The organism is Ochrobactrum sp. Q0168 (assembly GCF_016427605.1).
Taxonomy (GTDB): Bacteria; Pseudomonadota; Alphaproteobacteria; order Rhizobiales; family Rhizobiaceae; genus Brucella.
On record NZ_JAELXQ010000003.1, the window covers coordinates 192,412 to 207,262 of the forward strand.

Sequence of the window (14,851 nt, forward strand, 5' to 3'; positions counted from 1 at the left end):
CATTTGGCGATCATGGAGGAAATGGTTCCTCTATGCCGCGACCGCTTCAGCGTTTGCTTCCACCCAGGCGGAATAGACGGCGCGTAGGCCGTCTTCGAGGCTGATACGCGGCTTCCAGCCGAGTGCGGCCATGCGGGATGTATCGAGGAACTTGCGCGGGGTGCCATCCGGCTTGCTCAGATCATGCTCGAACCGGCCCTCATAGCCCACGACACGGGCAATCAGCAGCGCCAGATCCCTGATGGATATTTCCTCTCCGGAGCCAATATTGACCGGCTCGAACCCATCGTGAAACTGCAAGAGATGGAGGCAGGCGTCGGCCAGATCATCAACATGCAGGAACTCACGCAGCGGCGTACCGCTGCCCCACAATCTCACCTGTTCGACGCCCATGATCTTGGCTTCATGGATTCGGCGCAGCAGCGCTGGCAGCACATGCGAAGTCTTCGGATCGAAATTGTCATTCGGGCCGTAGAGATTGGTCGGCATCGCCGTGATGAAACGGTCACCAAACTGGCGCGCGCAGGCTTCGGCATATTTCAATCCGGCAATCTTGGCGATGGCATAGGCCTCATTGGTCGCTTCAAGCGGCCCGGTCATCAGGGCGTCTTCGGTCAGCGGCTGCGCTGCGTCGCGTGGATAGATGCAACTGGAGCCGAGCCAGAGCAGGCGTTCAACGCCAGTCTGGTGCGCCGCGTGGATAACATTCATGCCGATGGCGAGATTGTCATAGAGAAAATCGGCGGGTGACTGCGCATTGGCGAGAATGCCGCCGACACGGGCTGCGGCGATGATGATAACGTCTGGCCTGCGACCCGTGATGAAGTTTTCCGTCGGTCCCTGACGCGTCAGGTCCAGCGCGCTATGCGCGGCGGTGATGATGTCGCAATCCGTGCCGTGCAAACGGCGCAGGATGGCTGAACCGACCATGCCGGTGTGACCCGCAACAAAGACCTTTTTGCCGGCCAGTGAATAGACCGGTTCCGTGGTTACGTCATTGTCCATAGAAGTCATTGCGCCCAGCCTCCCGCATGATATTGCGCAAATCCCAATCCACCATTTCGGCAACAAGGCTGTCGAAGCCGGTCGTGTGCTGCCAGCCAAGGCGGCTATGGGCTTTCGATGCGTCGCCTAGCAGGAAATCCACCTCATTCGGGCGGAAATAACGCGGGTCGATCTCGATCAGACAATTGCCGGTCTTCCGGTCGATGCCGATTTCCTCCACGCCATCGCCCTTCCATTCGATCTGCTTGTCGACAGCCTTGAAGGCATGTTCGACAAATTCGCGCACCGTATGGGTCTCGCCGGTGGCGAGCACATAATCATCCGGGGTCTCTTCCTGCAGGATGCGCCACATACCGTCCACGTAATCGCGGGCGTGGCCCCAGTCGCGGCGGGCGTTCAAGTTGCCGAGCCGGAGCTTGTCCTGCAAACCGCGCTCGATGGCCGCGACGGCGCGGGTGATCTTGCGGGTGACGAAGGTTTCGCCGCGCAGCGGGCTTTCATGATTGAACAGAATGCCGTTCGAGGCGTGGAAACCATAGGCCTCGCGATAATTCACCGTAGTCCAATAGGCATAGAGCTTCGCCGTCGCATAAGGGCTCTGCGGCGTGAAGGGCGTATGCTCGTTCTGCGCATTTGGCGAGGAATTGCCGAAAAGTTCGGAAGTTGAAGCCTGATAGAAACGGCAGGTTTTGCCGAGGCCGAGAATCCGTATGGATTCAAGCAGGCGGAGCGTGCCGAGTGCGTCCGTATTGGCGGTATATTCCGGTGTCTCGAAACTCACCTGCACATGGCTTTGCGCGCCGAGATTGTAGATCTCGTCGGGGCGTACTTCCTGAATGACGCGGCACAGATTGGTGGCATCGGTCAGGTCGCCGAAATGCAGGCGAAAACGTACGTCCTCATCATGCGGGTCCTGATAAAGATGGTCGATACGCGCGGTGTTAAACGAGGACGAACGCCGCTTGAGACCGTGAACGTGATAGCCCTTCTTGAGCAGAAGCTCACTCAGATAGGCGCCATCCTGGCCGGTGACGCCGATGATGAGTGCGATTTTCTCACGCTGATTGTCATGCAAGCTATCGTGCAATCTATCATTCAAGGGACTGCCCTCCGTCCAGAATATCCATGAGAGCATGTTTACCGATTTCGTGTCGCGGCAGAACGGCTCCAAAACGGCAAGAACGGCTGCGCCGAACCCTCTTCGGGTGAAGCGGCGATGGCGTCCGCTATGCGCCGATGCACCCAAAGAGGTAGGGACTTCGCCCGCTTGGCGTGCCGCCCATGCCTTTGGGTTCCTTGCGATGACCGACCCGCTGTTGCGATGCTGGTTCCATGAGGTCGAAAAGCCGGGAGACGGGGCTGATGCGCGTTGTGCTTGCCAATCGCTATTTTTATCCGGACCAGTCGGCGACAAGCCGCATGGTCGCCAGTCTCGCGCAGACGCTTGTGGGGGAGGGCATTGAAACGGCGGTTCTGGCCAGCCGCAGTTTCCATGACAAACGCAAAAAGACCTTGCCCGCGCGCGAGACGATAGACGGCGTCGATGTGCATCGCATCTGGACCTCCGGCTTCGGCCGCGGGAAACTAGCGGGACGGGCGGGCGACTATGCCACGTTCCATCTTTCCGCCGCAGCCTGGTTCGCGACCCATGCCCGCAAGGACGATCTCTGCGTGATTTGCACCGATCCGCCCTTGCTGTCGGTTTCGGCGGCGCTGCCGATCCGGCTTCGGCGGGCAAAGCTCGTCAACTGGGGGATGGACCTTTTCCCGGAAACGGCGATCGAGCTTGGATTGGTCAAACCGGGCAGCGCTTCGGCAAGGCTGGCCCTGGCGCTGCGCAACTGGTCCATGCGCCAATCGGCGCTGACGATCTGCCCGATTGAGCGCATGTCGCGCTATCTCTCTTCAACGGGCATAGCGCGCGAGAAATTGAGCGTTGTACATCATTGGGCGGATCGCAACGAGATCATGCCGGTGGCGCCTTCGGAAAATCCGCTGCGCCGCGCATGGGGACTGGGGCGCAAATTCGTCATCGGCTATTCTGGAAATTTCGGGCGAGCCCATGAATTCCAGACCGTTCTCGATGCTGCCGAACGGCTCAAACATATGAAAAGCATCATTTTCCTTATGATCGGTGAAGGGCAGCAACGGGGTTTTGTCGAAAGCGAAGTCAAACGGCGCGGTTTGACAAATGTGATGATGAAGCCGTTTCAGCCGGTCGAAAGACTTTCCGAGAGTCTCGGTGCCGCCAATGTGCATCTGGTTTCGCTCAAGCCGGAACTGGAACATTGTATCGTGCCGAGCAAGTTCTACGGTGTTCTGGCTGCAGGGCGTCCGACGATCTTCATCGGCGACCCCGATGGCGAGATAGGCTCCATCGTTCGGGATTTCGAATGTGGCGCAGCACTGCGCCCGGGCGAAGTGGATCGTCTGGTTGAAGCCGTTTTGCATATGCGCCATTCGGCGGTTGGTCGCATGACCATGGGTAACAATGCGCGCTATCTGATGGAAACCGCCTATTCCCGCGAATATGGCGCGGCTATGTGGCAAACGGCGGTGGGGCGGCTGGAAGAGAAAAGCGTGCCAGCAGCAATGCCGGTTCTGGATCGCAAATTCCAGTCGGGAGAGCTTCTATGATGGATGGTTCGATCGTCGTCAGCCAGCTTGGGGCGCGTATGCATTATGCCGTACCACGCATTTTTGCCGACCGGCAGCGGCTCGCGCATTTTTATACGGACATTTGCGCCTTGCAGGGCTGGCCGCGTCTGTTGAACGGGTTGCCACCAACCATGCTTCCCACTGCCGTACGGCGATTGATTGGACGCGCGCCACAAGGCATCCCGCAGGAGCGGATGACGACTTTTCCAGGCTTCGGCCTGCATTCGGCCGTGCGCAGGCTTGCCAATCAAACTGGGCCGAAATCAACCGCCAACGCCATATGGGCTGGGCAAAGGTTCGGCCAGCTGGTGGCGGGGAGCGGGTTCCACGGGGCGAGCGGAGTTTATGCTTTCAGCGGCGAAGCGCTGGAACAACTGACCGCCGCGCGGCAGGCCGGGCTATGGACCGCCGTGGAACAGATGATTGCGCCGCGCACCGTGGTTGATCAACTGGCCTGCGAAGAGGAAGTGCTTAATCCTGGCTGGCATGTGTCCGCTGCCGACGATGTGCATGCCGATGATTTTGCAGCACGCGAAAGGGCCGAATGGGCCGTTGCCGACGTTGTGGTCTGTCCGTCGGAATTTGTGGCGCGCCATGTGATCGAGGCCGGATGTCAGCCGGATAAGGTCGTGGTCGTGCCCTATGGAGTAGACAAGCGCTTTCCGCTCGATCCGTCGCCACGCGTGCCGGGGCCGCTGCGGGTGCTGACGGTTGGCGCGGTGGGACTGCGCAAAGGCTCGCCTTATGTCGGCGCTGTTGCGAAGGCGGTGCGGGACATCGCGCAGTTTCGCATGGTCGGGCCGATTGATGTGCAGCCGGAGGCGGTAGCGGCCCTGTCGGCTAGCGTGGAGCTGACCGGCCCGATCCCGCGCAGCGAAATGCAGGCGCAGTTCGAATGGGCAGATGTGTTCCTGTTGCCGTCGCTCTGCGAAGGGTCAGCCACTGCCGTCTATGAAGCGCTGGCTGCAGGCCTGCCGGTCATTTGCACGGACAATACCGGCAGCGTTGTGCGGCACGGCGTGGATGGCTACATCGTGCCGATACGCGATGTGGCCGAGACGGGGGATATTCTCAAACAACTGGCTGGAAATCGGGCCATGTTGGCACGGATGAGCGACAGCGCGCGCGAACGCGCAGCTGATTATACGGTTGCGCGTTATGGCGAGCGCCTTGTTGCAGCGCTTTCGCAGCACACACGGAGATTGGCGGCATGAAGATCGTTCACGTCATCGGTTCCTACGATCCCGCCAAAGGCGGCCCGCAGGCCGTGATTGTCAGGCTGGCGGCGGCACAGGCAGCACTTGGGCACACAGTGACAATCGTCAGCTATAGCGACGAAGACGTGAACCGCCGCGCCGCGAGGGCCGCCGAAACCATACCGGATTTCGACAAGGTCCATACCCTTCTGTTGCCCATGCCCGATTTGCGGGAAATGCTGCTGGGAAGTCGCTCGGCAAAGGCCATGGCGCAACTGATCCGCTCGGCGGATATTGTGCATCTTCACGGCGTTTGGGAAACCAATCTGCTGCGGGCTTCCATGCTGTGCCGGCGGTTTGGTGTGCCTTACTGCATCTGTTGTTGCGGCATGCTCGATGTGTGGAGCATGCAACAGCGGTCTTGGAAGAAAAAGCTGGCGCTGGCGCTGGCCTTTCGCCGGATGCTGGATGGTGCGTCCTTCATTCAGGCGCTCAACCGCGATGAAATCGAGCTGATGCGGCCATTAGGGCTGAAGCCGCCAAGCCTGATCATTCCGAATGGCATTTTTCTCAATGAAGTTGAGGGCGACGTCAGCGGCGCAAACAGTGCAACAGTGGCGAAACTGCCAAACCGGCGCTTCATTCTGTTTCTGTCGCGGTTGCATTACAAGAAGGGTCTCGACATTCTGGCCGATGCCTATCGCCGGATTGCGCCGATCCTGCCGGATGTCGATCTGGTGGTTGCAGGACCGGATGGTGGTGCCGAATATGATTTTCGCGAGCAGATTCGCCAATATGGGCTGGGAAAGCGTGTGCATCTGGTAGGCGGTCTTTATGGTCCAGACAAGATCGCAGCGCTGAAACGGGCGGCCTGCTTTTGTCTGCCCAGTCGGCAGGAGGGGTTCAGCCTGGCCATAACCGAAGCGCTCGCCTGTGCGGTGCCGGTGGTGATCACGGATGCCTGTCATTTTCCGGAAGTCGCCGAGGCGGAAGCTGGCGTGGTCTGCGCTGTTGATGCTGAGGCCGTTGCGGCTGGGCTGATGCAGATTCTGGACGATCCCACGCGGGCGGTCTGGATGGGTGAGGCGGGCCACAAGCTGGTGCGTGACAACTACACCTGGCCGCGTATCGCGGCACAAACTATCGACGCCTATCAGTCCTATCAAAAGCGCAAGACGGGCTCGATCATGGGCGGCAACGGCTATGGCCTCATCCGCGAACGTCGGATGGGGCCGGTTTAACCGGCAATCATCACACTGTTTTCCGTCTTTGCCGCACGGCCTTTGCCGGGTTTCCGGCATAGACGGTCCATGGTTCCATATCCCGGAAACTGACGCCACGCGCGCCAAGCACTGCGCCTTCACCCACAGTCACACCGGGGCCGACAAACGCTTCAGCGGCGATCCAGCCATGCGGGCCGATATGGATCGGCGATGCGGTGAGCAGAAAATCGGCGCGATCGATATCGTGGCCCGCCGTGCAGAGATGCGCGCCTTGCGAGATGATGGCAAAGGGCGCCAGCGTGACATTGGCGACATTGTAGCACTGCGCGCCGGGACCAAGCGAGGAATGCGCGCCCATGATGAGATTGCCCGGCCACCAGATGCGGGCGCTGCCGCGCACGATCGCTGTCTTGTGGATTTTCGCACCGAACAGCCGCAGCACCATGCCGCGCCAGCGCCAGAGAAACGAGGGCGTCCAAGCGGCGAGCGCCAGCCACGTCATTTGCCAGCCAAGACGCTGTAGTCGATGCTGCAAAGTGAATGTCGCTCCGCCTTCCAGCGGACGCGAGGCATCTTTTCGTCCCACGATGGGCGCTGCGGATCGGGAGCGGGGGTGATTGGGCATGACGGTCATGATGGGTCATCCCCGGATGAGTTGCGGTATCGACCCGGAAGGCGATACCGGCAAGTGGACGGAGCGGTTGCGAATGACGCAGACGGACAGGATGGGAATGAGAAACAGGGCCATGTGTATCCACACTGTGATCACCCAGTCGGTCTGATGCGAGATAGCATGCATGGCAGGCACGATGGAAAACATATAGACCAGCTGTCCGAGCATCTCGCCCGCCATGGCCGTTTCCCAGAGGCGTCGTATTACCCAGGCCAGCAGCAGGAATTTCAGCGCGCCGAAATACCAGAATGATGAAAAGGCGTCGATCAGCCCGGTTTCGGTCGTGCCGGTCAGCGGATTGTAGTTACGGTCGGGCTTCGGTGTGGACAGATAAAGGCTGTCCTTGATCTGGCCGCCGACAAACTGCGCGGGCACATAGGTGAAGACCACCCGGTTCCAGTGGAACTTGCCGTAATCGAACTCCAGTCGCCTGTCGATCTCGTCCATACGCAGCACGGCATTGCGCATTTCAGGACCGCCGCGTTCCAGTGTTTCCTCGAAATTGGCTGCATAGTCGATATCGAGAATCTGGTCGAGGACGAAGCCCGATGCGGCACGCGTCACCTGACGGTAATCGCCCATGCTGGTCATCAGGAATGTGCCTGCAAGAATGCCGATGAACATCAATGTGCGAGGCACAACCCAGCGCCGGTAGAACCAGAAAGCAAGCAGAAACATCAACAGAAGCTGGATAGCCTCGGCGCGCTTGCCGGTGACGACAATGCGGTCGAGATAAAACACCAGATCGAACAGGATGATGCCCAATGCAAGCCATGAGCTGCGCCGGGCAAAGCAAAGCAGCGCAATTGCGAGACCATAGGGCATGAGCTGCGCGAAGAAGAGCCAGATAACGGGCATCCCGGTCATCTGCACGCCGATGGACACTTCGCCCGGTAGGCGGCTCAGAAGGAAATAGAAGGATGCGCCGAACACCGACAGCCCGGCAGCAGCCCATAAAAGCCGCCTTTCGCTGAAGCTCATGGTCAGGAATTTTATCGGACGGTTGCCCATCTGCCAGCCGAGCGCCAGAGCAAGCAGGGCCAATATGCCCATCACCATGGTTTTCGCATAGGCGCCTGCGGGTATGAACTGGTCATACACCAGTGCTGGAACTTGCGGCAGGATGAAACCGAAGGTCATTACGCCGGCCAGAAAAGGAAACTGGTACATGCGTTCAGGCCGTCCCAGAAAGCCGGTAGCTAGAAATGCCACAACAAGAAGGACGAAAATCCAAGTCAGTGAAAGGTTCACAGCCCGCTCCCCGTCGATTTACAGATTGCTGACGTGGCAAGCGGCGGGCCGTGCCCGGTCAGATCCTGCGGGAAGATTCGGCCGGACAGCAGATACCAGCCAAGCTTTATATATTCCTTGGCGATGACCTCCACATCGGTGCGCGTGGTGGGAAAGCCGATATGTTCGTCGCTGTCATTGACTGGCGCGGACACGAAATGCATTTGCGGGCAAACCGCGCGAAAGCTCGCGATCGCGCGGCGCGAGTGATACCAGTTGGTGACGATAAGCGCGCTCTTCGCATTGATTTCACGCATCATCGGGGCGGAATAGCGCGCATTCTGCCAGGTGCTGCCCGAATAGCATTCCACGAAAATGGCCGATGGCGGCACACCTTCGCGCACCATGATCTGCTTGTTGAACAGGCAATCGCCGTCGCCGGTAACGAGGATATAGGGCGAGCGCCCTTCCTTCCAAAATCGTGCCGCTTGTTCCGCGCGAGGGGGACCGTCACCGCCCGGCACGACGATCACGTCCGCCCGGCTGCCATCGTCCGGCAGTGCCAGCAACGGTTCTGAGAAGAACAGGGCGGCCAGTCCAAAGAACACGGCGCAGGGCAGAAGGGCGAGCAACATCATACCATATGTCGCTCCGGTTCGTTCGCGTCCAGCGGTCGCTGCTGGACCGAAGCGCGGGCGGCCTGCGCATTCGGGCGACTGCGCTGCTCTTCCATTTTCACGACGATCATGAACTCATAGGCTGCAAGCAGGCGGCAATAGAGATAGCCGGGCTTGCCATCGAGAAAACCGCGCCGCAGCACATACATGTAGAAAAAACGCAGGCTTGGACGGAAAGGCATGTTGTAGGAAAGCGATTTCAGCGCGCGCCGCCGTCTTTCCGGCTCGGTGGAGAAAATTCCGCCCCAGTCGATGCGCCGTTCCAGAAGGCGCGCCGCAGAAAGGTCGGCTTCGACAGACGAGTAGCGGTTGTGTTTCGCGTACCAGGCTTCCAGCCCCTTGTTGAAGCTGTAATGGATGAAATGCGCCTGCAATTCGCCGCCCGGTCCGCCGCTGGCGCGCGAATGCACCGAGCGCTCGAAGCGGACCCGGTCGGGTCTGACAAGGCGGGTTATCCATGTCGGGTAAAGGCTCGCATGGCGGATCCAGCGCCCCATGAACATGTTCTTGTAGCGCGCCTTGAAGAACACTTCCGGTCGGTCTGGGTCGGCGGCAATCGCCAGCATTTCGTCGCGCAGGTCCGGCGGCGTGATTTCATCGGCGTCAGGCGTATAGACCCAGCCATGCTTGAACTTGATTTCCGTCAGCCCATACATGCGCTGGCGGTCCTCCGTGTCATAGGCGTGGCTGTAGACGCGCGCGCCCGCAGCCTTGGCGATTTCCACGGTACGGTCGGTGCTGAATGAATCGAGCACCACGATATCGTCGCACCAGGCAAGCGATTCCAGACAAGCGGGCAGGTTCATTTCCTCGTTGAATGTCATGATAAGCGCGGAAACGGTCATGTCGTGGTCCCCGGAAATGTGAGATTGGTTTTGGCCGTCTTGGCTGTCTCGGCGATTGTCGCGGCAACGGCGACAGCGGGACGTGGGCCTCGGGTCATGCGCAGCACGAAGAGCGTGTGCAGTACCGCTGGCAGCAAAAGCAAAACCAGCATGACCCATGCAGGCACACCGGTTCGGATCGCGATATAGGCGACGGCTCCGGCAAGCAGATTGAGCGCCACCACGGCCATGGCCGTCTGCCCGCAGCTCAGCCCCGCATCCATCAACAGGTGATGCAGATGCTGGCGGTCGGCGGAAAACGGGCTGCGTCGCACGGCGAGCCTGCGGATGATAAGGCTCAGCGTATCGATGACGGGAACGGCGACGACCCACAGCAGAACAGGGAAGGCGATGGCGGGTTCTCCACTTGCGAGGATGAGGGTTGTGCCCGCAAGGGCCGCACCCAGAAGGGTGCTCCCGCCATCGCCTAGGAAGAGGCTGGCCTTCGTGCGCCAGTGGTGACGCATATTGAAGACGAGAAAGCCGAGGCACGCCGCCGCGAGCGCCAGCGTCTGAAGGCCGAGCCGATGCTGTCCAAAGTCGAAGCCGATTACGGCAAGCCAGAAAAAGGCGGCGGCACTGGATGCGCCTGCCAGCCCATCCACGCCGTCACTCATATTGACCGCGTTGATAAGGCCGACGATGAAAGCCAGTGCCAGCAGCAGGAAAAGAGGCCCCACCAGAAAGACGCTGCCGCCGTCTGCGGTCAGGCCCGAAGGCCAGCCAATATTCGTGCCTAGACTGAGCCGCTCCATATCGGACATGCCGATGATCAGCGCCGCAGCCAAAAGCTGGATAGTCAGACGTGGCGTGACGGGCAGGTTGAACCGGTCGTCCACCACGCCTGTTACAAGAACCAGCGCCAGACCGGGCAGCAGTTGCAGCATATTGGCTTGCTGGGACGCGCCATGCACAATCGAGGCGGCGATGGCGAAGGCCAGAAAAATCGCGATGCCACCACAAAGCGGCACTGCACCCTCATGCCGCTTTCGGTCGTCCGGAATGTCGATGAGATACCATTCGCGGGCCAGTTCACGGAAGCCGATGCAAAAGGCGACCGAGAGAACGAAGGCCAGAAGCGTGATCCAGGAAAGATTGCTCATGTCTCCTCCGAGGCGCGAAAGCGGGTCTACCGTTCTTTTTCCTTGCTGTAATTTCCCAACAAAACCGCGCCGCGAATCCATTTGGGATGTTCTGGAATTTTTACCCGGTCAGATGGGGTCCCACGACTTGGCTTTAGAGCGAGCGCCATACCCCTTTCAGGTCAGGCGCTAATACCATCGGTGACATTTCCCACGGCAGGCGAAAGGCTATTCTGAAAGGTGCCGGGGAACCGGGTGGACTTTCCGCCCGGCACGGTTGCGAGGGGGTATCGCATCTTGAAGAACTGTCTGACGAAAATGTTGGCGCTCCCGGTGTCCTTCGTTACACGGAGCCGATCATGAAAAACCATCGCAGAGGCTTCGTGATTGCCACGCTTGAGCAATATGCCGGACTGCTGTGCAATTTTCTGACTGTCGTTGCGGTTTCGCGTTTTCTGGGCCCGTCCGAGACCGGCATGGGCATTGTGGGCCTCAGTGTCGCGGCGATTGTGTTTTCGCTGCGCGAATTTGCGAGCGCCGAATTCCTGATCCGGATAGAAAAGGTCGAGGATCGCGATATCCAGACGGCATTCACATTTTTGATGAGCGTGACGCTGGTGCTGGCCGCAGCGCTCTTTCTGGCGCGCGACTATTTCGCCGTCACCTATCACGACCCCATGCTTTCACTCTTTCTCACAGTCACCATCATCGCGGCGGTGATTGAAAGCGTTTCATTGCCGGTTGTCGCGCTGTTGCGCCGCGACATGGCCTTCGGCGCTCTGGCGCGCATTCGCACGGCAGGTTCGGTTTGCGGCGCAGTCGTCACGATCGCAATGGCCTGGTGGGGTTTCGGTCATATGTGCTTCGCATTTGGATCGTTGGCTGCGGCGGCAGTCACCACCGCGTTTGCGGCAGCGCTCTATCCATTGGCCCGCCTATTGCGCCCGTCGCTTGCCAGCATCGGGACGGCATGGCAATTCAGCATGTATCTCGGCAGCAGTGCGGGGTTGAGCAAGATTTGCGAGACGTTTCCGCAGCTTATGCTGGGACGCTTCATGCCCGCCGCATCCGTCGGTATCTATAATCGCGCCAGCACATTGAGCGGTTTGCCCGACCGGGTGTTTCTGTCGGCGATCTTCACGGTCGCTTTTCCGATGCTTTCCGATCAGGTGCGGGCGGGGGCGGATATAGCGCAATCCTATGTGCGTGCCTTGTCCTATATTTCCGTTGTTTATTGGCCCGCGCAGGCGCTGCTGGCGCTGCTGGCCTTTCCGGCGGTCCATCTCGTTCTTGGGCCCGACTGGTATGGAGCGACATCAATTGTCGCCATCATGTGCCTATCCAGCATGTTCTGGTTTTCGGTGGTGCTGACCTATCCGTTGTTGATGGCGCTAGGTGCCAATCGTGATGCCTTCATATCCAATCTGATTTCTCGCATGGTGACGGCGGTCATTCTTTGCGTCGCCGCCTACCATGGCCTGATGGCAGTGGCGCTCAGCCTGTTCATCAGCACACCATTCCAGATGGTTGTTTCCGTGGTCTATGTGCGCAAGCACGTACCGTTTTCCTACCGGATGCTGGGGGCAGAATTATTGCGCAGCGGTTTTGTCACGCTGTTAACCCTGGCTATTCCGTTCGCAATGATTGCTGCTGCTGGCACATTGGAAGTTCATTGGGGCTTGGGTTTTGCCATCGGCCTTGCTGGTGTCGTAAGCTGGATGGGCGCTGTGCTGATCACGCGCCATCCTTTTGCATCGGAAATCTCACCGATCCTTGGATGGGCGCGCAGCAAAGTTTCAGGTCGTCTTGGCCGATTTGGGCGCGGGCGCTTTCCCACCTCCACGCCAGCTGAATAAGGAGATCAAGGATGGGGCAGCCACGTGTCGATGTCGTCATTCCGAACTATAATTACGGACGCTATCTCGGTATCTGCGTTCGAAGCGTGCTGTCGCAGGATATCGAAAACCTGCGGGTGCTGATTATCGACAACGCCTCTACCGATGACAGCGCCGATGTGGCGCGGGCGCTGGCTGCTGAAGATGCGCGGGTGGAGTTATTGCTCAGACCCGTCAACAAGGGGCAACACGCCTCCTTCAATGATGGTATCGATTGGGCAGACGGCAACTATTTCGTTCTGCTGTGTTCCGACGATTTCATCGTTCCCGGCGCGTTGCGCCGGGCGCTCGCTGTCATGGAACCCGATCCGACGATTGCTTTTTCCTATGGACGCGACGTTGCTGTGAATGGCGATGCGCCGATCCCCGCCATTCCGTCCCAGCAGGGCGAAGTGCCTTGCCGCGTCGAGTCTGGTATCGCATTCATAGAGCGCTTTTGTCGGCTCGGCGTGTTTCAGTTGCCGGGTTCTGCGATGGTTGTCCGTACTGCGGCGCAGAAAGCTGCGGGACACTATGTCGAGGCGCTGCCGCATAGCGACGATTATCACATGTGGCTCCGGCTGGGATTGCAGGGCAGGATTGCCGAACTGGACTGTGTTCAGGGCGGTACGCGGTCGCATGGGCAGAACCGTTCGCAGCAATTGCGCGACACGCATCTGCTGCATATCCAGCACACGGCGGATGCGGGCGAGTATTTCTTCGCTCGTGAAGGGCGTGTTTTGCCTGATTGCGATACCTTGCATCGCATGGCGCGCCGGGGCATCGCCGAACGGGCCTATTGGTCGGCCATATCCCACCTGTTGCGTGGGGATCCGGCGTGGTGGCAGCTTTTGAAATTTGCGGTGGCGCAGCGGACGCAGACGGCCTTTATCCCGCCGATCAATTACCTCCTGCATCGGCCCGATACCAAGCGGCGGCTTCGCAGCTATGTCGATAGCTGGTTAGCTCGCCCTCTGGCGGCGACGGGGCAGCGCTAACGACAGACCTTTCCGCTTTGTGAGAAGTTGCGTGCGCAAGGTCTCTTCCTGCCGGGCAAGTTTCAGCCGGTATTGCGCCACGCCGGCTTCGACCTTTTCGGCCAGTTCTTCACGCCGGGCGAGCATATCATCGATTTGGGCCAGAATGGTTTGCGTGTCGAACCGCTCGATATGATGGCCAAAGCCGTCAAGGCCGGTATCGTGCAGCAACGCTTCGTTTTTTGAAGCATAACCGAGCGATATCGCAGGGCGTCCCATGGCCAACGCGCAGACGATGTTGTGATAGCGGCTGGCAACCACGATATCGGTTTGTGCGATCTGCTGCATCAGCTCATGCAGGGATGCGACGGGCTCCACTATGATCTTCGTGGCATCGGGCGATTGAATCCGCGCCATCAGATCCCCGATGGCCTGAACGTCGCCTTTATCGCCGGTGAGCAGCCGCACTTCGCGCCCGCTGGCCAGAAGCTTGTCGGCTAGTGCGGCGATTTTGCCGAGATAGGTTTCATAGATATCTGAGGCGTTGGCTTCGTGCCGTTTCCAGCCGCGATAGGTCATGACGCCGAGACCCACGCGACCACCAACGCTGTCATATGCCCTGCTGCTGGCGGGTGGTAGCGCAAAGGCTATGTCTGCGCTCACCACATCGTTCTGCGAACTGACCCCGAGCGACTTCATGAAGTCATGGGAGATTTCATCGCGATAGGAGCGGAATGCCGCCTTGAGTGCGGCCTTGCGGAAGAAAAAGCGGCTGACCGGATGATCGGCAGGCCCGGCGCCAACGGATACGAATGCGAGTTTGGCGCGACCAAGACGTGCGGCCAGACACCAGCGCAAGATGACGAACGGCCAGCCGAACGGACCTTCGTTGAAATCGTCGAGAATGCCCGTGCCGGGCACGATGATGATATCGAGACCGTGTGCAACCGAAATGGCGGTGAGAAATCCGGCCAGCCGCCGTGGCAGCTGAAGCAGCGCCTTGTCGAGCAGGCGGATCAGGTCGCTTTCGAGCGCGGGGTTTCCCACCGGCACTGTAGCGACATTGTATTTTTCTGAAATGATATCGGGCCGCGCGCAGATGCAAAGCAAATCCGCATCGGGGCAGTTGCGTTTCAGTAATTGCAGCATGGCTTCCAGAGAGCCGTCATTGCCCGCATTGCCGGAACCGAACTGTCCGAAAAGGCCTATTCTCATGCGGGTGTCTCCACAAGCGCGTCCAAAGCGCCCCCAAAGCGCCCAATGCACGGTACTCTTGGATTATCGCGCGGGAAAACTGGCAGAAGGGGGAAGCCCATCGTCTAATGTAGGAGGGTGCATACCTCTCTTACCCCACATGGCCAGAATGCGTCCG

At 59.4% G+C, this 14,851-nt stretch carries 13 protein-coding genes; 5 read left to right on the top strand and 8 right to left on the bottom strand.

Going from position 1 to position 14,851, the window contains the following annotated elements; all coding sequences use genetic code 11:
* Positions 1–30: 30 nt before the first annotated feature.
* Positions 31–1,005, bottom strand: coding sequence for a GDP-L-fucose synthase (locus JAU75_RS08980; protein ID WP_199056318.1), 975 nt, complete (start codon positions 1,003–1,005; stop codon positions 31–33).
* Entirely contained in the window at positions 995–2,080 is a 1,086-nt protein-coding gene (gene gmd / locus JAU75_RS08985) for a GDP-mannose 4,6-dehydratase (RefSeq protein WP_199056319.1), read from the bottom strand. The genes JAU75_RS08980 and gmd overlap by 11 nt, the downstream gene beginning before the upstream one ends.
* Positions 2,081–2,367: 287 nt before the next feature.
* Here gmd and JAU75_RS08990 point away from each other — a divergent pair, with 287 nt between their 5' ends.
* The 3 genes from JAU75_RS08990 to JAU75_RS09000 are packed head-to-tail and all read left to right on the top strand — an operon-like array spanning position 2,368 to position 6,100.
* On the top strand, positions 2,368–3,642 hold the full coding sequence (locus tag JAU75_RS08990; protein ID WP_199056173.1) for a glycosyltransferase family 4 protein: 1,275 nt from the start codon (positions 2,368–2,370) through the stop codon (positions 3,640–3,642).
* Positions 3,642–4,877, top strand: a complete 1,236-nt coding sequence (locus JAU75_RS08995; RefSeq protein WP_199056320.1) for a glycosyltransferase family 4 protein — start codon at positions 3,642–3,644, stop codon at positions 4,875–4,877. The genes JAU75_RS08990 and JAU75_RS08995 overlap by 1 nt, the downstream gene beginning before the upstream one ends.
* Positions 4,874–6,100: a glycosyltransferase gene (locus tag JAU75_RS09000; RefSeq protein WP_199056174.1), complete on the top strand. Its 1,227-nt coding sequence runs from the start codon at positions 4,874–4,876 to the stop codon at positions 6,098–6,100. Before JAU75_RS08995 ends, JAU75_RS09000 begins: the two co-directional genes overlap by 4 nt.
* A gap of 10 nt (positions 6,101–6,110) precedes the next feature.
* Here the strand turns inward: JAU75_RS09000 and JAU75_RS09005 are convergent, their stop codons facing one another.
* The 5 genes from JAU75_RS09005 to JAU75_RS09025 are packed head-to-tail and all read right to left on the bottom strand — an operon-like array spanning position 6,111 to position 10,649.
* Positions 6,111–6,716 (bottom strand): putative colanic acid biosynthesis acetyltransferase, encoded by a 606-nt coding sequence (locus JAU75_RS09005; RefSeq protein WP_199056175.1) that lies wholly within the window; start codon positions 6,714–6,716, stop codon positions 6,111–6,113.
* A gap of 6 nt (positions 6,717–6,722) precedes the next feature.
* Entirely contained in the window at positions 6,723–8,006 is a 1,284-nt protein-coding gene (locus JAU75_RS09010; RefSeq protein WP_199056176.1) for a hypothetical protein, read from the bottom strand.
* Positions 8,003–8,620 (bottom strand): YdcF family protein, encoded by a 618-nt coding sequence (locus tag JAU75_RS09015; protein ID WP_371836141.1) that lies wholly within the window; start codon positions 8,618–8,620, stop codon positions 8,003–8,005. The genes JAU75_RS09010 and JAU75_RS09015 overlap by 4 nt, the downstream gene beginning before the upstream one ends.
* Positions 8,620–9,507 carry a glycosyltransferase family 2 protein gene (locus tag JAU75_RS09020; RefSeq protein WP_199056178.1) on the bottom strand — a complete coding sequence of 296 codons (888 nt, stop codon included), beginning with the start codon at positions 9,505–9,507 and terminating at the stop codon, positions 8,620–8,622. Before JAU75_RS09020 ends, JAU75_RS09015 begins: the two co-directional genes overlap by 1 nt.
* Positions 9,504–10,649, bottom strand: coding sequence for an MraY family glycosyltransferase (locus JAU75_RS09025; protein WP_199056179.1), 1,146 nt, complete (start codon positions 10,647–10,649; stop codon positions 9,504–9,506). Before JAU75_RS09025 ends, JAU75_RS09020 begins: the two co-directional genes overlap by 4 nt.
* Positions 10,650–10,987: 338 nt before the next feature.
* Between JAU75_RS09025 and JAU75_RS09030 the strand changes: the two genes are divergently transcribed.
* Both JAU75_RS09030 and JAU75_RS09035 read left to right on the top strand, forming a co-directional pair.
* Complete coding sequence (locus JAU75_RS09030) at positions 10,988–12,484, top strand: oligosaccharide flippase family protein (protein ID WP_199056180.1); 1,497 nt, start codon at positions 10,988–10,990, stop codon at positions 12,482–12,484.
* A gap of 11 nt (positions 12,485–12,495) precedes the next feature.
* Positions 12,496–13,500: a glycosyltransferase family A protein gene (locus JAU75_RS09035; RefSeq protein WP_199056181.1), complete on the top strand. Its 1,005-nt coding sequence runs from the start codon at positions 12,496–12,498 to the stop codon at positions 13,498–13,500.
* On the opposite strand, the gene JAU75_RS09040 is transcribed toward JAU75_RS09035, so the two are convergent.
* Positions 13,465–14,694, bottom strand: a complete 1,230-nt coding sequence (locus JAU75_RS09040) for a polysaccharide pyruvyl transferase family protein (RefSeq protein WP_199056182.1) — start codon at positions 14,692–14,694, stop codon at positions 13,465–13,467. The two genes, JAU75_RS09035 and JAU75_RS09040, sit on opposite strands and share 36 nt — an antisense overlap.
* Positions 14,695–14,851 lie beyond the last annotated feature (157 nt).

Coding starts and splice junctions, on each gene's coding strand:
- JAU75_RS08995 (WP_199056320.1), top strand. CDS start 3,642: ATGGATGGTTCGATCGTCGTCAGCCAGCTTGGGGCGCGTATGCATTAT.
- JAU75_RS09015 (WP_371836141.1), bottom strand. CDS start 8,620: ATGTTGCTCGCCCTTCTGCCCTGCGCCGTGTTCTTTGGACTGGCCGCC.
- JAU75_RS09040 (WP_199056182.1), bottom strand. CDS start 14,694: ATGAGAATAGGCCTTTTCGGACAGTTCGGTTCCGGCAATGCGGGCAAT.
- JAU75_RS09000 (WP_199056174.1), top strand. CDS start 4,874: ATGAAGATCGTTCACGTCATCGGTTCCTACGATCCCGCCAAAGGCGGC.
- JAU75_RS09020 (WP_199056178.1), bottom strand. CDS start 9,507: ATGACCGTTTCCGCGCTTATCATGACATTCAACGAGGAAATGAACCTG.
- JAU75_RS09030 (WP_199056180.1), top strand. CDS start 10,988: ATGAAAAACCATCGCAGAGGCTTCGTGATTGCCACGCTTGAGCAATAT.
- JAU75_RS08980 (WP_199056318.1), bottom strand. CDS start 1,005: ATGGACAATGACGTAACCACGGAACCGGTCTATTCACTGGCCGGCAAA.
- JAU75_RS09035 (WP_199056181.1), top strand. CDS start 12,496: ATGGGGCAGCCACGTGTCGATGTCGTCATTCCGAACTATAATTACGGA.
- JAU75_RS09005 (WP_199056175.1), bottom strand. CDS start 6,716: ATGACCGTCATGCCCAATCACCCCCGCTCCCGATCCGCAGCGCCCATC.
- JAU75_RS08990 (WP_199056173.1), top strand. CDS start 2,368: ATGCGCGTTGTGCTTGCCAATCGCTATTTTTATCCGGACCAGTCGGCG.
- JAU75_RS09025 (WP_199056179.1), bottom strand. CDS start 10,649: ATGAGCAATCTTTCCTGGATCACGCTTCTGGCCTTCGTTCTCTCGGTC.